The sequence below is a fragment of the Tropicibacter oceani genome (genome assembly GCF_029958925.1).
Classification (GTDB): Bacteria; Pseudomonadota; Alphaproteobacteria; order Rhodobacterales; family Rhodobacteraceae; genus Pacificoceanicola; species Pacificoceanicola oceani.
In genome coordinates, this window is sequence record NZ_CP124616.1 from 1,954,765 (window position 1) to 1,975,848 (window position 21,084).

21 protein-coding genes and 1 other RNA gene are annotated in these 21,084 nt (G+C 65.4%); 17 read left to right on the forward strand and 5 right to left on the reverse strand.

Annotation, left to right across the window (positions count from 1 at the left end; all coding sequences use genetic code 11):
* The first annotated feature begins 153 nt into the window (after window positions 1-153).
* The 12 genes from QF118_RS09455 to rpmG all read left to right on the forward strand — a co-directional run bounded on the left by QF118_RS09455 (window position 154) and on the right by rpmG (window position 11,328).
* A complete protein-coding gene (locus QF118_RS09455) occupies window positions 154-2,589 on the forward strand; it encodes a GcvT family protein (protein WP_282302376.1) in 2,436 nt (811 codons plus the stop codon).
* Between the two features lie 149 nt (window positions 2,590-2,738).
* Window positions 2,739-3,494, forward strand: coding sequence for an alpha/beta hydrolase (locus QF118_RS09460; RefSeq protein ID WP_282302377.1), 756 nt, complete (start codon window positions 2,739-2,741; stop codon window positions 3,492-3,494).
* A 48-nt stretch (window positions 3,495-3,542) separates the two neighbouring features.
* Window positions 3,543-3,971: a VOC family protein gene (locus QF118_RS09465; RefSeq protein WP_282302378.1), complete on the forward strand. Its 429-nt coding sequence runs from the start codon at window positions 3,543-3,545 to the stop codon at window positions 3,969-3,971.
* 27 nt (window positions 3,972-3,998) lie between these two features.
* Entirely contained in the window at window positions 3,999-4,607 is a 609-nt protein-coding gene (locus QF118_RS09470; protein WP_282302443.1) for a hypothetical protein, read from the forward strand.
* An 86-nt stretch (window positions 4,608-4,693) separates the two neighbouring features.
* On the forward strand, window positions 4,694-5,470 hold the full coding sequence (locus tag QF118_RS09475; RefSeq protein ID WP_282302379.1) for a hypothetical protein: 777 nt from the start codon (window positions 4,694-4,696) through the stop codon (window positions 5,468-5,470).
* Window positions 5,471-5,628: 158 nt separating this feature from the next.
* A complete protein-coding gene (locus QF118_RS09480) occupies window positions 5,629-6,648 on the forward strand; it encodes an ester cyclase (protein WP_282302380.1) in 1,020 nt (339 codons plus the stop codon).
* The gene (locus tag QF118_RS09485; protein WP_282302381.1) at window positions 6,645-7,253 is read left to right on the forward strand and encodes a class I SAM-dependent methyltransferase; all 609 of its coding nucleotides are present in this window, start codon (window positions 6,645-6,647) and stop codon (window positions 7,251-7,253) included. Before QF118_RS09480 ends, QF118_RS09485 begins: the two co-directional genes overlap by 4 nt.
* Before the next feature lie 149 nt (window positions 7,254-7,402).
* Window positions 7,403-8,494 (forward strand): LysM peptidoglycan-binding domain-containing protein, encoded by a 1,092-nt coding sequence (locus QF118_RS09490; protein ID WP_282302382.1) that lies wholly within the window; start codon window positions 7,403-7,405, stop codon window positions 8,492-8,494.
* 2 nt (window positions 8,495-8,496) lie between these two features.
* Window positions 8,497-9,549 (forward strand): transporter substrate-binding domain-containing protein, encoded by a 1,053-nt coding sequence (locus QF118_RS09495; protein ID WP_282302383.1) that lies wholly within the window; start codon window positions 8,497-8,499, stop codon window positions 9,547-9,549.
* A gap of 171 nt (window positions 9,550-9,720) precedes the next feature.
* Window positions 9,721-10,431, forward strand: coding sequence for an alpha/beta fold hydrolase (locus tag QF118_RS09500; RefSeq protein ID WP_282302384.1), 711 nt, complete (start codon window positions 9,721-9,723; stop codon window positions 10,429-10,431).
* A 192-nt stretch (window positions 10,432-10,623) separates the two neighbouring features.
* An RNA gene (rnpB, locus tag QF118_RS09505) (RNase P RNA component class A) lies at window positions 10,624-11,047 on the forward strand.
* Window positions 11,048-11,160: 113 nt separating this feature from the next.
* Complete coding sequence (gene rpmG / locus QF118_RS09510; protein WP_050927593.1) at window positions 11,161-11,328, forward strand: 50S ribosomal protein L33; 168 nt, start codon at window positions 11,161-11,163, stop codon at window positions 11,326-11,328.
* 276 nt (window positions 11,329-11,604) lie between these two features.
* On the opposite strand, the gene QF118_RS09515 is transcribed toward rpmG, so the two are convergent.
* Together QF118_RS09515 and QF118_RS09520 are read right to left on the reverse strand one after the other, a co-directional pair.
* On the reverse strand, window positions 11,605-12,390 hold the full coding sequence (locus QF118_RS09515; protein ID WP_282298832.1) for a Bax inhibitor-1/YccA family protein: 786 nt from the start codon (window positions 12,388-12,390) through the stop codon (window positions 11,605-11,607).
* Window positions 12,391-12,514: 124 nt separating this feature from the next.
* On the reverse strand, window positions 12,515-12,721 hold the full coding sequence (locus QF118_RS09520; protein WP_282298833.1) for a DUF1127 domain-containing protein: 207 nt from the start codon (window positions 12,719-12,721) through the stop codon (window positions 12,515-12,517).
* 124 nt (window positions 12,722-12,845) lie between these two features.
* Between QF118_RS09520 and QF118_RS09525 the strand changes: the two genes are divergently transcribed.
* On the forward strand, window positions 12,846-13,691 hold the full coding sequence (locus QF118_RS09525) for a LysR family transcriptional regulator (protein ID WP_282298834.1): 846 nt from the start codon (window positions 12,846-12,848) through the stop codon (window positions 13,689-13,691).
* Between the two features lie 39 nt (window positions 13,692-13,730).
* On the opposite strand, the gene QF118_RS09530 is transcribed toward QF118_RS09525, so the two are convergent.
* Together QF118_RS09530 and QF118_RS09535 are read right to left on the reverse strand one after the other, a co-directional pair.
* Complete coding sequence (locus QF118_RS09530) at window positions 13,731-14,126, reverse strand: hypothetical protein (RefSeq protein WP_282298835.1); 396 nt, start codon at window positions 14,124-14,126, stop codon at window positions 13,731-13,733.
* Between the two features lie 60 nt (window positions 14,127-14,186).
* Window positions 14,187-15,203, reverse strand: coding sequence for an alkane 1-monooxygenase (locus QF118_RS09535; RefSeq protein ID WP_282298836.1), 1,017 nt, complete (start codon window positions 15,201-15,203; stop codon window positions 14,187-14,189).
* 172 nt (window positions 15,204-15,375) lie between these two features.
* Between QF118_RS09535 and QF118_RS09540 the strand changes: the two genes are divergently transcribed.
* Both QF118_RS09540 and QF118_RS09545 read left to right on the forward strand, forming a co-directional pair.
* A complete protein-coding gene (locus QF118_RS09540; protein WP_282298837.1) occupies window positions 15,376-17,061 on the forward strand; it encodes an NAD(P)H-dependent oxidoreductase subunit E in 1,686 nt (561 codons plus the stop codon).
* A gap of 4 nt (window positions 17,062-17,065) precedes the next feature.
* Entirely contained in the window at window positions 17,066-17,725 is a 660-nt protein-coding gene (locus QF118_RS09545; protein WP_282298838.1) for a lysoplasmalogenase, read from the forward strand.
* Here QF118_RS09545 and QF118_RS09550 read toward each other — a convergent pair.
* Window positions 17,722-18,606, reverse strand: coding sequence for a transglycosylase SLT domain-containing protein (locus tag QF118_RS09550; RefSeq protein WP_282298839.1), 885 nt, complete (start codon window positions 18,604-18,606; stop codon window positions 17,722-17,724). The two genes, QF118_RS09545 and QF118_RS09550, sit on opposite strands and share 4 nt — an antisense overlap.
* A 99-nt stretch (window positions 18,607-18,705) precedes the next feature.
* Between QF118_RS09550 and ftsY the strand changes: the two genes are divergently transcribed.
* Complete coding sequence (ftsY, locus tag QF118_RS09555; protein WP_282298840.1) at window positions 18,706-20,103, forward strand: signal recognition particle-docking protein FtsY; 1,398 nt, start codon at window positions 18,706-18,708, stop codon at window positions 20,101-20,103.
* 70 nt (window positions 20,104-20,173) lie between these two features.
* Window positions 20,174-21,076, forward strand: a complete 903-nt coding sequence (locus QF118_RS09560; RefSeq protein WP_282298841.1) for an EamA family transporter — start codon at window positions 20,174-20,176, stop codon at window positions 21,074-21,076.
* Window positions 21,077-21,084: the final 8 nt, after the last annotated feature.

Sequence of the window (21,084 nt, forward strand, 5' to 3'; positions counted from 1 at the left end):
GAGGCGGCGCCGCGCCCGGGGCGCAACGGATTTGCCCTTGTTGCGGAATCTTCAAAGAAGAACTTTGATGATTTGAGAGTAGAAGCAATCATTTTGCCTGTGCGCGCGCCCTGCGCCTCTATCGCCGCAAAGGCTTTGACGGAGACGAAATCCATGAAATCGCGCACAAAGGTCGTGGTCATCGGCGGCGGCATCGCCGGATGTTCGACGCTGTATCATCTGACGCAGGAAGGCTGGAGCGATGTGGTCCTGGTCGAACGCAACGAGCTGACCAGCGGCACCACCTGGCATTCGGCGGCGCAGGTGACGAACTTTGGCATGAACCAGACGATGGTGGGGCTCAAGACCCACTCGATCAACCTGTACAAGGAACTGTCGGAAGATCCCGACTATCCGATCAACTATCACCACGGTGACGGCGGCATCCGACTGGCCAATACGCCGCAGCAGATGCAGGGCTATCGCCACTTTGCCAGCATGGCGCGGGGCATGGACGTGCATTTCGAGGTGATTGACGCCGAGGAATGCGCCCGCCGCCATCCGCTGATTTCCACCGACAACCTGCTGGGCGGGCTGTGGGACCCGCTGGATGGCGACATCGACCCGGCGCAGCTGTGCCAGGCCCTTGCCCGCCGCGCCCGTGCCGCCGGGGCCGAGGTCTATCGCAACACGCCCGTCACGGCGCTGACGCAGCACCGCGATGACACCTGGACCGTGCATACCGAACACGGCGATATCGACTGCGATATCGTCGTCAACGCCTGCGGCTATCGGGTGAACGAGGTCGGCGCGATGATGGGCGTGCATCACCCCGTCATGTCGATGGAGCACCAGTATTTCCTGACCGAGGAAATCCCCGCGATCCGCGATGCCGGCCACCGCATGCCGCTGCTGCGCTGCCCGATCAGCGATTATTACTGCCGCCAGGAAAAGAACGGCCTGCTGCTGGGCTTTTATGAACAGGGCTGCAAGACTTGGGGGATGGACGGGATCGACCCGCATTTCGTCAATGCCCTGTGCCCCGATGATCTGGACCGGGTGACCGATGTGCTGGAGGGCGCCTTTGCCCGGATGCCGGCGCTGATGGAGGCGGGCATACATACCGTGGTCAACGGCCCGATCACCTATACCATCGACGGTGCACCGCTGGTCGGGCCGATCCCGGGCAAGCGCAACGCCTTTTGCATCATCGGACTTCGCGCGGGCCTTGGTGAAGGCGGCGGGCATGGCTGGCTGCTGGCGCAGCAGATCGTGCATGGCGAGGCCTGCTATGACACCTGGGTGATCGACCCGCGCCGCTTTACCGGCCACGCCAACGTCGAGCTGACGGCGCTGAAGGCGATCGAGGATTACCAGAACGAGTTCCGTTTTCACTTTCCGCACGAACACCGCCCCGCCGGGCGGCCCGCGAAAACCACCCCCCTGACCCCGGTGCTGGAGGCCGCGGGCGCCGAGTTCACCGTGGTCAACGGTTGGGAGCGGGTCGACTACATCAAGCCCTCGGCAGAGTTCCACCCGACGCTGGGCTTTGCCTTTGACGAGGCCTTTGACGTGGTCGCCTCCGAGGTGCGCAGCGTGCAGACCGCCGTCGGCCTGTGCGAGGTCAACGGCTTCAACCGGATCGAGATCACCGGCGCCGATGCCCATGCCTTTCTGGACCGGATGGTCTGTGGCCGCGTGCCCAAACGCGGCGGCCGCGTCGGGCTGGCCTATCTGTTGAACCACCACGGGATGATCAAGGCCGAGGCGACGCTGGCCACCCTTCCGGCCAGCGACCGCGGCCCGGCGCGGGTCTGGTACGGATCGGCGGCCGCCAGCGAATACCACGACATGGACTGGTTGCAGGCGCATCTGCGCCCGGACGAGGACGTGCAGCTGCGCAGCCTGACCAATGACCAGACGATCCTGGTGCTGGCGGGGCCCAAGGCGCGTGACGTGCTGTCGGCCTGCGCGCGCGGCGATTGGTCGGCGGCGGCTTTCCCCTGGCTGTCGGTGCGCGAAAGCTTTGTCGGGATCGCTCCGGCGACAGTCATGGGGGTCAGTTTTTCCGGCGAGTTGGCCTATGAAATCCATGTCCCCAATGCCTCGCTTTACGCGGCCTACCTGGCGCTGCGAAAGGCGGGCGCGGCGCATGGCCTGACGCTGTTCGGCGCGCGGGCGGTCGAATCGATGCGGATGGAAAAGGGGTTTTTGCACTGGAAGGCCGACCTGATCACCGAATTCGACCCTTTCGAAACCGGGCTGGACCGCTTTGTGGCAATGGACAAGGGGGATTTCATCGGCAAGGCGGCGCTGATGGCGCGGCAGGCAGAGGGTCCGCGCAGGCGGCGCGTCTGCTTGCGGATCGAAACCGACAAGGCCCCGGCGCGCGGCGGCGCTTCGCTGATGCTCGATGGCGCGGTGGTGGGCACGATCACCTCGGGCGATTGGGGGCACCGGGTGGGGATGAACCTGGCCTATGCCTTTGTGCAGCCGGGCCTGGCAGAGCCGGGCACGCGAATGCAGCTGGACCTGTGCGGCGATCTGATCGGCGCCGAGGTGATCGCAGAGGGCTGCTATGATCCCGGGCATGGCCGGATGCGCGGATAGGCCAGCCGCTTTGCGGCGGGGCCAGAGGGGGCGCTGCCCCCGCCGTGCAGGCACGGCCCCCCGGAGTATTTCAACAAGGAGAAATGCGGGTCAGGGGCTTGGGTAATCTGTCGGTCTGTCTATGCTGAGCGCAAAAGACGGAGGCCGACATGGCTGAGATTTCCTATCTTGATGGGCCGCGCGGCGATCGGCTGGCCTATGTTCTGACGCCGGGGCGGGGGCCCTGCATCGTATTCCTGTCGGGCTACCGATCGGACATGGAGGGGACCAAGGCGGTGCATCTGGAAGCCTGGGCCAAGGCGCAGGGGCGGGCGTTTCTGCGGCTGGATTATTCCGGGCACGGCGCATCGGGCGGGGTGTTCGAAGAGGGCTGCATCGGCGACTGGGCGGCGGATGCCGAGGCGGTGATCCGCGCAGCGGCGCCCGGCCCGGTGGTTCTGGTCGGCAGTTCCATGGGGGGCTGGATCGCCTGCCTGCTGTCGCAGCGGCTGGCGGCGGTGGCGGGCTTTGTCGGCATTGCCGCGGCGCCCGATTTCACCGAAGACGGATTTTGGGCCGGGTTCGACGAAACCCAGCGCCGCGCGGTCATGGAACAGGGCCGTGTCGAGCTGCCCTCGGCCTATGAAGACCCCTATTACGTCTCGCGCAAGTTGATCGAGGACGGGCGCGCGCATCTGGTGCTGCGCCGGCCCTTGCCGATGCCCTGGCCCGTGCGCCTGTTGCAAGGCACCGAGGACGAGGCGGTGACGCGGCAGACCGCCCTTGCGCTGCTGGATCATGTCGAGGGCGACGATGTACGCCTGACGCTGGTCAAGGGCGCGGACCACCGGTTTTCCTCGGACGATTGCCTGGCGCTGATCGAGCAGGCCATCACCGAGGTGCTGGGCGAAAACCCTGGCCGATAACCGTCCGGGCCGCGCGCCCGGACCTGCCAACTGGAACAGGAACAGCAGATGGACCAAAGGATAAGCCTGATCACCCTGGGCGTGCGCGACCTGGAAAAGGCCGCCGGTTTCTACGAGGCGCTGGGCTGGACCCGGGTCGAGGCGCAGGACGGGGTCATCGCCTTTGACCTGATCGGCCAGACGCTGGGGCTGTACCCGATCGAGATGCTGGCCCGCGACATGGGGGTCGCGGTGGACAGGCTGGGGGCTGGGGCGTCGACCCTGGGGCACAACCTGGCCAGCCGCGAGGCGGTCGATGCCCTGGCCGCGCGGGCCGAGGCCGCCGGCGCCACGGTGCTGCGCCCCCCGCACGAGGTGTTCTGGGGCGGCTACATCGCCTATGTGGCGGACCCCGAAGGGCATGTCTGGGAATTCGCCCACAATCCGTTTTCGCCCCTGGGCCCAAAGGGCGAATTTCGCTGGAACGGCTATGGCTGAGGCGCGCCCATGAGGTCCCCGCGCAGCATGCGCGGGCTGGAAACCCTGGGTCGGGTGCGGTTGTCGCGGCATTTCTGGATGCGCGAATTCCTGTGCTCCGAGATCGGCAACATCCATGCGATCCCGAACGTTCCGGTGCACCCCGACCTGGCGATCGAGCGCGGGCGGGCGCTGTGCGAAACCTTGCTGGACCCGATCGAGGAAACCTTTGGCCGGGTGTTCGTGCGCTCGGGCTATCGCTCGCCCGGGTTGAACGCCTTTGGCAATGAAAACGGGCTGAACTGCGCGCGCAACGACTATCTGCTGGAATGCCACATCTGGGATTTCCCGGATCTGCCCGTGGCCGGGGCCTCGATCGTCATTCCCTGGTTTGCGGACCGATACGCGCAGGGCCGCGACTGGCGCGACCTGGCCTGGTGGCTGCACGATCATCTGGAGTATTCGGAGCTGTGGTTCTTTCCGCGGCTCTGTGCCTTCAACATCGCGTGGCGACCAAAGCCGCAGCGCCGCATCGACAGCTATATCGCGCCCAGGGGCTGCCTGTTGAAACCCGGCGCCGCGCCGGACGAGCCACCACGGGAACGCGCCGCGCGCTATGCCGATTTCCCGCCGTTCCGGGGGATTTCGCTGCCCTGAGGCGTTTACCATAATGGACCGGCAGGGTTGCCGGAGCGGGCCGGGATGGCCATGTTCCGGGGCAACAGGGAAACCGGGGGGTGCGCGTGTCGCAGGGACAAACAGGGCCGAAACCGGCGGCAGAGGCCGTCACGCTGCCGCAGCGGCGCGTCGTTCTGGAATGCGCCGCCTACCTGGCCCGGGTACTGCCATCCGAGATGGAGCGCGGCCCCGAAGGCCTGCTTTGCACCAACGGCACCTCGGTTTTCGAAAGCGGCTGCGCGGCGCTGGGCGCGCTTGGCATTCTTGGCGCAACCGAGCATCCGGCGCTTTGGTCGCAACAGGTGCCGCAAGACCGGATCGCCCCGCACCTGGAGGCGCGCCCGCTGCTGCGCCGACATTTCGACAGGACCCTGCAGGCCTTTATCGACCATGCGGCGGGCCATGCCGGCACCTTGCCCGATACCCGCGCCGGTTTCGTGATGCCCGACCTGCATGCCCGGCAGGGCGCGGCGCTGCTGCGCGCGGGCTACCTGGTGGCGGACGGGGGGCATGTCATCTGGTCGGAACAGATCGGCCCCTACATGCAAGAGGCGATCCTGTGGGATGCCAAGGGCCAGTGCCTGTCGGAAATCTGGGTCGCCCAGGAAGAGGCCGAGGCGCGGCATTTCCTGGCGGCCCTGCCGGACAGGCTGCGCGACGATCTGCGGCGCACGGTGCTGGCGCGCGGCGGGCTGGCCGGGATCGACCTGTTGAAACGGCACTGGACACCGGCGGGCTGGACCGTGCTGCGCCAGGCCCGCCCCGGCGATCTGACCGAGGCGGGCTTTCGCGTTAACGTTTTCACAACCATCGTAAGGTTAATCCGGGAAGGGCGGGCCTGACGTCGCGGGGCAGGGCCGCTCTGGACCCCGGCCGCGGGGTCGCCTATGCAACCCCAAGCTGATCGTCCTGTCCTGTCCGCAGGATCGACCGCCCAACGATACGGAGAACGCCCGATGTCCGATCTGCCCCGGCATGCCGCACCGCAAAGCCGCCGCGCATGAACGAGGCGGTCAAGCAAACCGTGCCGCCGCTGGGCACGCGGGCCATGGCGCAACCGAAACCGGTGCCGCAGCCGGATGGGGAGTATCCGGCCTTTCTGACCCGCACCGCGCAGGTGCTGCGCCGTGAACGCAGCCTTGGCGGCGCCTTGAAATCGGACTTTCACGCCCAGGTGATCCGGCGCGATGCGCTGGGTATCGGATTTGGCCGCGCGGCGGTTCTGGCGGACCTGCATGGCCAGATGAACGCCTGCCCCGACCAGCAGGCGCTGAGCGAGGACGTGCTGTGTTCGGGCAACGATCTTTTGGGCATGCTGGGGGCGCAGCGGTTGTTGCTGCGCGGGCACCATCGCGGGCCGGGTCCCTTTGGCGCGCCGACGGGCCGCCCGCTGATCTATCGTGAAATGTCCGAAACCTATGCCAAGGGTAACCGCATCAGCGACATCTGGGTGGTGCGCGACACCGGCGCGATCTGCGCGCAACTGGGGCTGGAGCCCGAAACCCAGGCACGGCGCCTGCTGGCCGCTGCCGACCCGGAAACCGCGCCCTTTCGTCCCGAGATCGACGCCCAGGGCCCCTATACCGGTGAGGGCAATGAAAACCAGTGGGGCAAGGCCTTTGCCGAACTGGTGATGCGGGTGATGGACGACGAGATGCAGACCATCGCGGCGCAATACGACGATGCCTGCCAGCTGGACTATCCCGAAGGGCGTTGCCTGCATGGCCCGGACGAGGCGTTGAATTTCTGGATGGGGCTGCGCGCGGCCTTTCCTTCGGCGCGGTTCACGGTGCAGCACTGCATTGGCGTCGAAGATCCGCTGATGTCGCCGCGCGCCGCGATCCGCTGGTCGCTGGAAGGCACGCATGACGGCTGGGGCCTGTTCGGCGCGCCTTCGGGGGCCTTTGTGCATGTCATGGGAATGAGCCACGCGGAATTCGGCCCGCTGGGGGTGCGCCGCGAATGGACGCTGTACGACGCGCTGGCCATCTGGATGCAGATCGCCCGGCACCGGGGATGACCGCGCTGTCGGACCAGACCCGCGCGATCTATGATCGCGAGGCGCAGCGCTATGACCTGGGGCGCAATCGCAGCCTGTTCGAGCGGCCCTGGCTGGACCGGGCGCTGGCCGATGTGCCCAAGGGCGGCGCGGTTCTGGACCTGGGCTGCGGCGCGGGCGAACCGATCGGGCGCTACCTTGTGGATCAGGGCTATGACGTGACCGGCGCGGATTTCTCTCAGGCGATGCTGGCGATCTTTCGCAGCCGCCTGCCGCAGGCCCGCGCGGTTCTGGCCGACATGCGGCAGCTGGACCTTGGGCAAAGTTTCGATGCGATCATCGGCTGGGGGTCGTTCTTTCACCTGACCGCGCAGGACCAGCGCGCCGCCCTGCCGCGCATCGCGGCGCATCTGGCGCCGGGCGGCAGGCTGCTGCTGACCGTCGGCCCCGAGGCCGGCGAAGCGATCGGCAGCGTCGGCCGATCGCAGGTCTATCACGCCTCGCTTGGCCATGAAGACTATGTATCGATTCTGTCGAATACGGAGTGCCGGACCGAGGAATTCGCCCCGAACGACGCGGGTGCCCAGGGTCACAGCCTGCTTTTGGCGCGGCGAAATCCCTGTTAACGGTTTGTTAACCATAGGCAACCTGTTGAAGTTGCTACCACAGATTGCGTAGCGGTTGACTGCACGCCACTACATGCGCCAGTTTCTCAGGATCAACTCTTGGGGGACATGAGAATATGCTAAGACGTGTTTGCACGCTTGCAACCGCATTGATCGCTGCCACGACGGTATCGACTGCGGCTCAGGAAACCTGTGGTGGCATTTATACGGTACAACGTGGTGATAGTCTCTCGCTCATCGCAGACAAACTATACAAGGACGTCGGTCAGTGGACCGCGATCTACCGAAACAACATCGACATCATACCCAGCCCGGACAGCATCCGGGTGGGGCAGAGTTACCGGATGCCCTGCATCGACGGGCTGCCCACCGGTCTGAAGGGCGGCACCGTCATCGACAAGACCAGCGTCGCCGCGCCCAGGATCACGGCTGCTGCGGCGCCCGTCACGGCGCAGGACGAACTGGCACAGCGCCAGCGCGAGGCCGAAGAGCGCGGCAAGGGCGTCGATGTGCGGCTGCTGGCGGGCGATGATTTCCGACCTTTCACCAACCGGTTGCAGATGAGCTCGGGGATGATCACCGACCTGGTGAACCGCGCCTTTGTCGCCGATGACAGCACCGGCAAGCACAAGTTCTACTGGATCAACGACCGTTCCGTGCACCTGGACCCGATGCTGTCCGACGGTATGGTCGACCTGGCCTTTCCCTGGAAAAAGCCGCAGTGCGCCGAGGGCGATACCGCCAGCATCTGCACCGACTATGTCTATTCCGAACCGATGTTCGAAATGCTGGTGGTGCTGTTCACCGCCAAGGGCCGGCCGGTGACCTTCAACTCCGAGGCGGACCTGGCCGGCATGCGCGTGTGCAGCCCGCTGGGCCATGACGCCGGCAGCCGGCAGGGTGGGGCCAGTTATCTGACCAAGGCCGGGGCGCGCCTGCAACAGCCGGTCACGGCCGAGGAATGCTTTGAGCGGTTGGTCAGCGGCGCCGCCGATGCGGTGGCGATGAACGAATTCACCGGCCGCGTCGTGCTCAAGGACATGGGTCTGTCGGCGCAGGTGGAACTGATGCTGCGCCGCCCGCTTGCGATCGAAGGCCTGCACGTGGTCGCGCACAAATCCAATCCGCGCGCCGAGGCGCTGATCGGCGCCTTTGACGCGGGGCTGGCCGAAATGCGCGAAAGCGGTGAATACCTGTCGGTCATCGACACCCATATGTCCAGCATCTGGGCAGGGCTGTAAGCATGACACATCTGAAACGACTGGCGGCAACCCTTGCGGTTGCCGCGCTGCCGCTGTTCGCCGCGGGCATGGTGCAGGCGCAATCGGGCTGCGCGCCCGATGCGCACCGCGTGGCCCAGGGCGAGACAATCTTTACCATCGCGCAGGCGCGCTATGGCGATCCCGAGAAATGGACGCTGATCTACTATGCAAACGAGGCGGCGCTGACCGCCTCGGTTTTTCAGGTCAAACCGGGCGACATGCTGATCATCCCCTGCGAGGCAGGCAGCCAGGAAGCCGACGCAACCCCGCTGCGGCAGGACGAAAACGCCGAGATGAAGCTTCTGACCGGATCTGACTTTGCCCCGTTTACGGACCGGACCTGGCAAGGGCAGGGGCTGGTGACCGAACTGGTGAACGCCGCGATGGAGGCAACGCCCGACCCGGTGACCTATTCGATCACCTGGGAAGACGACTGGTCGCAACACCTGTTCCCCAAGCTGGACCGCAAGGAATTCGACATGGGGTTCCCCTGGTACAAGCCCGATTGCGACGCGACCCCGAACAACGAACGCTGCGCCAATTTCCACTTTTCCGATCCGCTGGTCGAGGTGCTGGTGCTGCTGTTCGTCAAGCAGGGATCGGGCTTTGTCTATGAAAGCGACGCGGACATCCCGGGCAAGACGCTGTGCCGGCCCAAGGGTTACTTTACCCATGATCTGGACCGCGCCGGGCGGGAATGGATCAGCAAGGGGCTGATCACGCTGGTGCAGGCGGACACGCCGCAGGCCTGTTTCGAACAATTGCAGGCAGGCACAGTCGATGCGGTCACGGTGAACGTTTTCCTTGGCGCCGAAACCATCGACAAGATGGGGCTGCGCGGCGCGGTGGTTCCGCTGGAAAAGCCGCTGTCTTCGGAAGGGCTGCATGTGATCATCTCGAAAAAGCACTGGCGCGGGACGACCTTTTTGTACCGCTTCAATGCCGGGCTGGCGGCGTTGAAGGAAAGCGAGCGGTATAACGAGATCGTCTCGAAGCACCTGGGCATCTTCTGGGACCGGATGAAGGTCAATTGACCCGATGCAAGGTCTGATTGACACGACAGCAGGCCGGCGCGAATTCGCGCCGGTTTTTCGTTTGTGCCTTTTCCCTGACGCTGGCTCTGTTAGGGTGCTGGCAACACGGGATTTTTGGGCCCGCAGCGCCAGAACGGCGCGCCAGGGCAGGCAGGGGCTGATCGGGTCAACATGCGTGAAGTAGTGGTTTTCATCCCCGGGTTGATGGCGGACGCGCGGGCCTTTGGCCCCCAGATTGCCGACCTGTCCCGGGATGTCGCCGTCATGTGTGTGCCGCCGACGCGCGGCGAACGGATCGAGGAAATCGCATCGGGGATGCTGGATGTCCTGCCAAAGCGCTGCGCGCTGGTGGGGCATGGCATGGGCGGCATGGTGGCGATGGAAATCCTGCGCCGGGCCCCGGACCGGGTGGCGCGCGTCGCCTTCATGGACACCTCGCCGCTGGCCGAGACGCCGCAACAGGCGGCGCTGCGCGACCCGCGCATCATCCGGGCCAAGACAGGCAAGCTGTTCGACGTTCTCAGAGAAGAGCTGCCGCCCGAGACCCTGGCCCCAGGGCCCTATCGCAACGACATCCTGGCGCTGGTACGGGACATGGGGGCGGTTCTGGGCCTTGAAACCTATTTGCGCCAAAGCCGGGCGATGCAGCGGCGGCGCGACCAGCAGGGCACCCTGCGCAAGATCGCGGTGCCGACGCTGGTGATGTGCGGTGCCGGCGACAAGCTGTATGAAATCAAGCGCCACAGCTTCATGGCGGAACTGATCCCCGGCGCAACCTTGCAGGTGATCGAGGGCGCCGGGCATTTGCCCGCGCTGGAACAGCCCGAGGTCGTCGCCGACGCGCTGCGGCAATGGCTTGGCACGCCGCTGATGCTGCGCTGACCTTTTCACGCTGATCTTTTCACGCTGACCTTTCCAGATCGAGCGCGCCTTGCGGCGCGCGCCGTCCTGTCTCGTCCGGCGGCCTGCGGCCTTGTCCTCGGGCGGGCGCGTGGGGCGGGTGGATCGCGCCATGACGGCGGCAGGCGCTTGGGGGATTGACCCGGGCGGGCTGGCTGACTAACTGGGCGCTGCGCGGAAGGCCGGACGGCCGCTGCCCCGGAAACGGGGGAGAGGAAAGTCCGGACTCGCTGAAGCATCGGTGCCGGGTAACTCCCGGGCAGGGCAACCTGACGGAAAGCGCCACAGAAAACAAACCGCCGTCGCACCCGCGGTTCGCCAAGGGAGCCTGCGACGGTAAGGATGAAACGGTGGGGTAAGAGCCCACCGGGGGACTGGCAACAGGCCCCGCACGGCAAGCCCCACCGGGAGCAACGCCAAATAGGGACGTCGCGCACGCCTGATCCTTTACGGGATATCGGTGCAGGGCCGCTTCAGCCCGAGACGTCCGGGTTGGCAGCTAGAGTTGGCAGGCAACTGTCCGCCTAGAGGAATGGTCGTCGAGGGGTTCGGGCAACCGGACCCTGAACAGAATCCGGCTTACAGGCCTTCCGCGCATGATTTTCCCCAAAACCCCGTTGACTCGGGGGGCGGGAAGGGTAAAAGGCAGGCTGATCGGAATTTCACGGGGCCGCAGCCCTGTTGCAGGGGACGTCCCCAGGAGATTTTACCATGGCGAAGCCGACCACAATCAAGATCCGCCTGAACTCGACCGCAGGCACCGGCCACTTCTATGTGACCAAGAAAAACGCACGTACCATGACCGAGAAGATGTCGGTTCGCAAGTACGACCCCGTTGCCCGCAAGCACGTGGAATACAAGGAAGGCAAGATCAAGTAATCTTGCCAAGGTTCCATCACGGGACATGAGATTGGGCCGCGCAGGGCAACCTGCGGCGGCCTTTTTTCTGTCCGCTGTCATGGGGCCGGGGCAGGGCCTCTGGCCTTGCAAGGCGGGCGTGGTGCGCATGTGGCCACCCGGCAGGGGTCAGGGCGCCAAGCAGGGTGCCCAGGGGCTGTGAGGGCCGATTTCGGGCCTGTCCGGGGGCGGGGCCCTGGCACGAAAAAAGGGCCGGTCGATGTGACCGGCCCTTTCGCATCATTCTGACGATTTGGGTTATTCTTGCTGACCCATGAACATCAGCAGGAACTGGAACATGTTCAGGAAGCTGATGTAGAGGCTCAGCGCGCCGTCAAAGGCGGCCTTGTTCAGCCACTCCTGATCCCCATGCGCCGCGTGGGCGATGTAGGTGTTCTTGATGTCCTGCGTGTAGAACGCGGTCAGACCGGCAAAGATCAACAGGCCGATGGCCGAGATCGCGAACATCATCGCCGGCGACTGCAGGAAGATGTTGATGACCATGGCCACGATCAGGCCGATCACGCCCATCATCAGGAAGGTGCCCATGCCGCTCAGGTTACGCTTGGTCACGTAGCCGAACATGCTCAGCCCCGCAAAGGCGATCGACGTGACCAGGAAGGTCTGCGTGATCGAATAGGGGGTGTAGACCAGGAAGATCGAGCTCATCGACACGCCCATGACGGCGGCGAAGGCGAAAAAGCCCAGTTGCACGGCTGCGGCCGAGCCGCGGCTCATCAGAGCGCCCCAGCCAAAGAACAGGAAGGCCAGAGGCGCGAACATGACGACCCATTTCAGGGGCGAAGCGTACAGGGCCACGCCGAGGCCGGTCAGGTACTGACCTTCGCGCAGTGCGTATTCCGCGTTGGCCGGATCACTGGTCACGGCCAGGCCGGAAATGGCCCATGCCGCCAAGGCAGTGATCAACATGCCGACGGACATGGTCCCGTAGACCTTGTTCATGTGGGCGCGCAGCCCTTCGTCGATCACAGCGGCGCGTGCACCAGAGACGCCAGCCGTCCGGATCGTGTTGTATTCAGCCATCTAAGCCTCCGTTACGAATTCCGATCCCCCGCGCGCGGGCGCGCAGGGATCCCTGTTTGGAATATTGTCGATGGGGGCCTGCATTTCAAGGACGACAGCGGCGAAATCGTCAAAAACATGTTTGTCAGATGCGCCAATTCTCGGGGGCATCCCAGAACGGGCGCGCGGCCTCTTGCCGGGCTTCTTCACGGCTCAGGCCGACATCGCGCAGGGCGGCATCGTCCAGCCTGGCAAGGGCGCGGCGCTGTCGGGCCACGGCCTGCCAGCGCAGGATTGCTGCCAAGGGGGCGAGATGCAGACGGGGCAGAAGCAGGGGAAGTGCACGGATCATGATGATCTCCTTCATGAATTGTGATGCTTTGGCTTTTGACATGTTGAATGTTGATGGGTATGCCAATCCCAGGGGCATTTGTGAAACGAATGTTCTTGAGGGGTAGCATCACGAGGGTTGATGAATGCGCAATCTGGACATCACCACGCTTCGGTCCTTTGTCGCCGTGGCACAGTCGGGCGGGGTGACGCGCGCGGCGGGCTTTCTGAACCTGACGCAATCGGCGGTTTCGATGCAGCTCAAGCGGCTGGAAGAGATGCTGGGCCTGCAACTGCTGGACCGCAGCGGACGCGGTGTGGCGTTGACGCCGGCCGGGGCGCAATTGCTGGCCTATGCGCAAAAGATGGTGGACCTGAACGACGAGATCTACAGCCGCCTGACAGATCAGGCCTGGGAGGGCGAGATCACCCTGGGCGTGCCGCATGACATCGTCTATCCGGTGATCCCCGAGGTGCTCAAACGCATGGGGCGCAGCCATCCCCGGGTGAAGGTGCAATTGCTGAGTTCCTACACCCGCGACCTGAAGATGCTGTTCGCCAAGGGCGAGGTCGACGTGATGCTGACCACAGAGGACCGGCTGGACGAGGGCGGAGAATCGCTTGTGTCGGTGCCGCTACGCTGGATCGGCGCGCCAGACGGGCAGGCGCATCGCGCACGGCCCTTGCGGCTGGCCTATAACCAGAACTGCGGTTTTCGCCCCGGGGCCATGGCACACCTGGATGCCGCCGGGATCGAATGGGAAATGGCCGTGATCACCGACAACGACCGCACGGTCGAGGCGTCGGTCAGCGCCGATCTGGCGGTGTCATCCTGTCTGGAAGGGCATGCGCCGCCGCAGCTGGCCTATATCGAGCCGGGCGTTTTGCCCGATCAGGGCCAGCAGCACATCAACCTGTACGGCGGCAGTGGCAAACAGGCCCTTGTCGAGACGATGAAAACCTATCTGCGGCAGGGGTTTGCGTCGGTCTGACCGCGCGGGCCCTTGGGGCAGGCCGGCACCCCGCCGCGGTTACACGCCGACGTCGGGGCCAAGGCACATCATCGGCTGGTCGTTCTGGTTGGCCTCGTAGAGCACCGTGCTGGAAGGGTCGTTCTCGAACACCGCGCGCAGCCCTGCGCCCTCTTTGAAGAAGGACCAGCACTGCGGTTCGGGGTTGTCCTCGTAGACAAAGCAGATCTGCCGCGCCTCTTCGTACCAGAACCCGTCCTTGCATTGGCCATCCAGGAATGACCAGCGCACCTGCCGGTCGGGCAGGTATTCCTCGGCCCCGTAAGGCGTGCCGGAAAGGCCGAAATACAGAGTCTTTCCAGCCACATAGCTTTCGAATTCACCGGCGGTCAAAGGCTCGGCCGCAAGCGCGGGCAGGGCGGTCAGGCTAAGCAGGAGGGCAGCGATCTGATTCATGTCGCAATGCTGCCAGAGCGGCGCGCCGGGCGAAAGAACAGAGTTACCAATCGGTTAATTTCAGCGAAGCTCTGCCGGTTGCGCCCACCGTGCCGCCCGTTTGTCCATCACGCGCCGCCACAGCGGCGGCACCAGCGCCAGAACGGCCATCACCGGCAGCGAATGCGGCAGCATCGGCATGACGGCGCGGTCCAGATCCAGCCCCGGATAGGGGCGCGACGGGTGGGCGTGGTGGTCGGAATGGCGCGGTGCGTTCAGCATCAGGGCGCTGGAAAAGCCATGCGGGCTGTTCCAGGAATGCTGCGGGCCGACCGGTTCCCACCTGTCGGGGTCGATCAGGCCGCGACGCAGGCCATAGTGTTGGACATAGTCCGACAGCAGCAGCTGCATCTGCGCATAGGCCGACAGCGCCAGCAGAACCGCCACGCCTGCCAGCCCCGCCAGGGCCCAGGCGGCCGCGAGCGCCAGCAAGGACGCCAGCCCATAACCGACATAGGGATGCAGCCCCTTGCCCCGACGCAGCCGCGATTCGGCGCGAAACCCCTCGACCAACTCGCCGCGCCAGGCGCGCGCGGCAAAAGCATAGAAATGCTCTCCGATCCGGGCTGAATTCGGGTCGCGGTCGGTTGCGGCGTGCACGTGATGCACCCGCACATGCGCCGAGGCATGGTGCCCATACAGAACCGAGGCGTAAACCGCCATCCCAAGGCGCCGCATCGCCCGCGGCGCACGGTGGATCAATTCATGCGCGTTGGAATTGCTGACCTGCCCCAGGAACAGGGAAAGCGCAAAGAAAATCAGAAGTTTATCCAAGGCGGGCAGGGCGCCGGCTCCAATCGTCCAGACGCCGCCAAACAGCAGCGGGAAATGCACCAGCCCCAACGAGATCGCAAGCCCGTCCCCGGCCGGAAACTCGGCCCCCGGATGATCCGGGGCGGCCATCGCGGCCAGCTTGTCCATGAACCAGGTGAAGACGGTGATATACAGCAGGGCCAGCGCGGCCCAAAGCCCGCCCAGCCCCATGGCCAGCGCCAATAGCGCCACCATCCCCCATGTCACTGCCGCAAAGCGCACCATCCCGGCCCCCGATCTGCCCCAAGCCTTACCCCTATCGGAACTTTCCGTCACCCATCGGGCGAAACCGGGCGCATTTTGGGGCGCATCACCGCCGGTTTGAGTCGTTTTCGACCTGCCGCTTGGCCGCCTGTCCGCCTAGATTGCCCGTACCGCATAGGAGGCGAACGGCAAAATGGCACTGGATGAACGCAAGGGCGTCTGGAAATCGGGCAAGGGCAAGGGCCGGCACACCCCCAAGGGGCGTCAGCTGGACGATCAGGCCTGGGATCAGGTGCGCGCGCTTTTGGGCGACCGTCCGCGCCGCCGCGACCTGCTGATCGAATTCCTGCATCTGGTGCAGGATGCCTTTGGCCATCTGTCGGCCGCGCATCTGCGCGCCCTGGCCGAGGAAATGCGCCTGTCGCAGGCCGAGGTCTACGAGGTGGCCAGTTTTTACGCCCATTTCGACGTGGTGCGCGAAGGGGAAACCCCGCCGCCCGCGCTGACCATCCGGGTCTGCGATTCGCTGTCCTGCGAGCTTGCCGGCGCCGAACAGCTGCGCGCCGCGCTCGAAGACGGGCTGGACCCGGCGCAGGTCCGTGTGCTGCGCGCGCCCTGCATGGGCCGCTGCGACACCGCCCCCACGTTGGAGCTGGGCCATAACCACATCGACCACGCGACGCCCGAAAAGGTGCTGGCCGCGATCCATGCGGGCGAAACTCACCCGGTCATTCCCGACTATCAGGGTCTGGCCGAATACCGCGCCGATGGCGGTTATCGCCGCCTGACCGAGCTGCGCCAGAACGGCGATTGGGAGGCGGTGCAGGACGCCGTCGCCGCCTCGGGGCTGCGCGGTCTTGGCGGGGCGGGCTTTCCGTCGGGCAAGAAATGGGGCTTTGTGCGCGCAAACCCCGGCCCGCGCTACCTGGCGGTGAACGGGGACGAGGGCGAGCCGGGCACCTTCAAGGACCGCCACCATCTGGAGCGCGAACCGCACATGTTCCTCGAGGGGATGCTGATCGCCGCCTGGGCGGTCGAGGCGCAGACCTGTTTCATCTACATGCGCGACGAATACCCCGCGGTGCTGGAAATCCTGCGGCGCGAGATTGCCGCGCTCGAGGCGGCGGGCATCGTCCAGTCCGGTTTTATCGACCTGCGGCGCGGGGCGGGGGCCTATATCTGCGGCGAAGAAAGCGCGATGATCGAATCCATCGAAGGCAAACGCGGCATGCCGCGCCACCGACCGCCCTTCGTGGCGCAGGTCGGGGTCTTTGGTCAGCCGACCTTGGTGCACAATGTCGAAACCCTGTATTGGGTCGCCCGCATCGCCCGCTTTGGCCCCGAGGTTCTCAATTCCGTCGAACGCAACGGGCGCACCGGTCTGCGCAACTATTCCGTCTCGGGCCGGGTGAAGAACCCGGGCGTCTACCTGCTGCCTGCCGGGTCGACCATCACCGATATCATCGCAGCCGCCGGCGGCATGTCGGATGGCCACACCTTCAAGGCCTATCAGCCCGGTGGCCCGTCCTCGGGGCTGCTGCCCGCGTCGATGAACGACATCCCGCTGGATTTCGACACGCTGCAACCGCATGGCACCTTTATCGGGTCGGCCGCCGTTGTGGTGCTGTCCGATCACGACAGCGCCCGAGACGCCGCGCTGAACATGCTGCGCTTCTTCGAGGACGAAAGCTGTGGCCAATGCACGCCGTGCCGGGTGGGCTGCGAAAAGGCGGTCAAGCTGATGATGGCGGACAAGTGGGACAAGGGCCTGCTTGAGGAACTCAGCACCGCCATGGTCGATGCCTCGATCTGCGGGCTGGGGCAGGCGGCGCCGAACCCGATCCGCATGGTCATCAGGCATTTCCCCGAAGAAGTGTGACCCGGTGACCGATTGGGCGCTTTCCCTCGCGGCGGCCGCGTCGCTGATCTATCTGCTGCGCTTTGCCGTGCAGGGGCCATCGCTGGCCAAATCGGTGATCAAGACGCTTTCGGTGGCCTTGCTGGCCTATGTCGCATGGGCCCAGCATCTGCCGCCCCTGCTGACGCTGGGGCTGATGCTGGGCGCCTTGGGCGATGCGTTTTTGTCGCGCGAAGGCGATCGCGCCTTTCTTGCAGGATTGGCCAGCTTTGCCCTGTCGCACCTGGCCTATGTGGCGCTGTTCGTGGCGCATCCCGGCGCCGATCTGGCGGCGCTGACTGACCCGGCCTTTTTGCCTTTCACCGCGGCCATCGTGGCGCTGGTGCTGGGCATGGGCTGGCGGTTGTGGCCGGTCACCGGCGATCTGCGCGCCCCGGTCATGGTCTATGTCGCGATCATCGCCGCGATGGGGCTTTCGGCACTGGCGCTTGGCCCGCCGGTGCTGTGGGCGGCGCTGCTGTTCATCGTCTCGGACACCATCCTGGCGACCGAGCTGTTCTTGATGAAACCCGGCAATCGCTGGCGCAAACTGGCCTCGCGGCTGGTCTGGGTCACCTATTGGGGGGCGCAGGTGCTTTTCCTGCTTTCGTTCCTGGCCTTGGACGCCCTGCAGGGCAAATCCTAGCGGTTCTTGTAGACCGCACAGACACAGCCCCGCGCCTTGAGCTGCCCGCACAGTTTCCACGCCGCATCGCGCGTCGCCCGGCCGATCCGCGCCATGTAGTATCCGCCCTTGGGCGAGGCGCGGCTTTTCTGCCAGACAAGGTCGGGCGTCTCGCCTTTGACCTGCGCCGAACAGGCGCGCACTTTTTCCTTGTACTGCGCCATGGCGCGCGATTTCGACGTGCCAAAGGCCAGCTGCACCCCATAGGGATCAAGCGCCGGTTCCGGCGACGGGTAGGCGGTCAGGATGCGTTTGCGAGCCAGCTCGTGGCAGGCCTCGGCAAAGGGTTTGTCCTTTTGCAGGCGGTAATCATGGGTCTCGGGCGGCTCTTCGACCCAGGTTTCGGCGCGCAGGCCGGTGATGATGCGCACGTAATCGACGGTTTCCTGCGCCAGCCCGCCAGTGCCCGCCACCAGCCCATCGGCCCGCCGTTCGCCGCCGTTATAGGCCACGGCGGCCAGCCCGTGATTGCCATAGCGGCGCGTCAGCTCGCCCAGGTATTCGGCCGAATATTCAAGCGCTTCGGCAGGGTTGTAGGGGTCGCGCAGCCCGCGCAGACGGGCGGTCGAAGGGATGAACTGCGCGATGCCCTGGGCGTTGGCATGGCTTAGCGCGTTGGGGTTGAACCGGCTTTCCTGCCAGATCAGCCGCGCGAAAAACCCCGCGTCCAGCCCGTTTTCCCCGGCAAAGGCCTCGATTGCCTGACAGGTGTCATGCACGAAATGCCCCGGCCGAATGCATTGCACCTGACCAAAGGCCCCGGGCGAACACAGGGTCCCCGGCTCGGCCCGCAGGGGGGCAGGCAGCAGGGACAAGACCAGAAACAACACAGAAAAACGCATGCCCAAGTAAAGCGTCAGTCAAAGGAAAGGGTCAACACACACTTTCATTACAGCGCCGCCCGTATTAGGTGGAATGAGTCCCCAAAGGCGAGAGGCTCCATGTCCCTTTTCGGCAAGCTCAAGAACCGTTTGTTCAAATCCTCCTCCAAGCTCGACCAGGGCCTCGAGGCCATCGTCGAGGATGGCGGCCAGGAAGTCGCCGCAGACGAAACGCCGCCGCCCCCGCCGCAGGAAACACCGCCAAGCCCGCCGCGCGAGGTGCCGCAAAGCGAACCGGTCACGCCGGACCCGGCCCCCGAAACCGCGCCGGAACCGCCGATCGAGGCACCGCGCCCCGCCCAGCCACAAGAGCAGCCAGGCAGCCCGCCCAAACCGTCCCAGGCGCCGCAGGAAATCCCGCAGCCGGCCGATCCCAGGCCCGCCCCGGAACCCGTCCGGCCAAAGATGCCCCCGGCCGAGGCGCCCCAGCCCGCCGATCCTGCCCCGGCGACACCGCCGACCGAATTGCCCAGCCCGGGCGAAGACATGGTCGCCCCCGGCCCGGTGGACATGGCCGTCGCCGCGGCGCTTTCGGTCGATGCGGATGCGCCCGCCGCGCAAAAGCCCGGCTTTCTGGGACGCCTTCTGGGACGGGGCGGCGCGAAATCCGCCCCGGTGGTCAAGCGCGTGCTGGACGACGACATGGTCGAAAGCCTCGAAGAGCTGCTGATCGCCTCTGACATGGGCGTCGACACGGCCCTTCGCGTCACCGCCAACATCGCCGAAGGGCGCATGGGCCGCAAACTCTCGGTCCAGGAGATCAAGCAGCTGCTGGCCAGCGAAATCGCCCGCATCATGGAACCCGTCGCACGCCCGCTGCCGCTATATCCGACAAAGCCGCAGGTGGTGCTGGTGGTCGGGGTCAACGGCTCCGGCAAGACCACGACCATCGGCAAACTCGCCTCGCAGTTCCGCGCGGCAGGCAAAAAGGTGGTGATCGCCGCCGGCGACACCTTTCGCGCCGCCGCCGTCGAACAGCTTCAGGTCTGGGGAGATCGCGCCGGGGTGCCGGTGTTGACCGCGCCCGAAGGCTCCGACCCCGCCAGCCTTGCCTTTGACGCCATGACCCGCGCCCAGGCCGACGGCGCCGACCTGTTGCTGATCGACACGGCGGGCCGCTTGCAGAACCGCCAGGACCTGATGGAGGAACTGGCCAAGATCGTCCGCGTGATCCGAAAGAAAGACCCAGAGGCCCCGCACAACACCCTGTTGGTGCTTGACGCGACCACAGGCCAGAACGCCCTCAGCCAGGTCGAAACCTTCCAGAAACTCGCCGACGTCTCGGGCCTGGTGATGACCAAGCTGGACGGCACTGCCAAGGGCGGCGTGCTGGTGGCGCTGGCCGACAAGTTCGGCCTGCCGATCCATGCCATCGGACTGGGCGAGCAGATCGACGACCTGTCCCCCTTTGACCCCGAAGAATTCGCCGCAGCCCTGACCGGCCTCGACGCAGAATGATCCTCCCTGCCTCTTCTTCTTGGGGGAAATACTCCGGGGGTGCGGGGGCTGGCCCCCGCTTGCGCGCGTCTTGACCGACTGGCTGATTTCTATCGAAGGCACCGAAGCGGGCCACCAACTGGCGCTGGCCCTTGCGATCATGGCCGCCTTTCTGCACGCGGTCTTTGGCGCGCTGCAAAAGGGCCGGCACGACCCCTGGCTGTCGCGCGGCGCGATTGACGGCGCCTATGGGCTGATGGCTGCGCCCTTCGCCCTGTTCGTGGTTCCCTGGCCCGAACCGCACATGTGGGCAATCTTTGCGGGCGCCTTCGTTATCCACACCATCTACAAATTGCTGCAGGCCTATGCCTATACCCGCGGCGCCTATACGGTGGTCTATCCGGTGGTGCGCGGGACCGGGCCGCTGTTTGCGGTCGTCGGCGCGGGGCTGATCTTTGGCGAACATTTCACGCCCGTGCAGTGGCTGGGCGTTGCGACCTTGCTGGCGGGGATCTTCGGGCTGGCGCTCTACAACTACCTCTACCTGGTTACCGCGCGCGAAACGCTTGTTGCGGCGCTGGGGTTCGCCTTTGCCACCGGGCTGTTCGTGGCGCTGTATACCACTTATGACGCCTATGGCATCCGCGCCACGGCCAATCCTTTCACTTTCCTGGCGTGGTTTTTCATGATCGACGGGATCGCCATCCCGATCATCGCCACGCTGCGCTATCGTTCGATGATCGATCCGCCGGACCTCGGGCCGCTTTTGACGCGGGGGGTCATCGGCGCCGTCATCGCGTTTTTCAGCTTTGGCGGCATCATGCTGGCCACGCGGCTCGACAAGGTCGGAGAGGCGGCGGTCTTGCGCGAAACCTCGACCGTCTTCGCGGCGCTGATCGGCTGGCTGGTGCTCAAGGAAACCGTGGGGCCGCGCCGCGTCGCGCTGATGGCCTTGATCGCTTTGGGTGCGGTCATCGTTGAGATTGGTGGCTGAAACCCCTA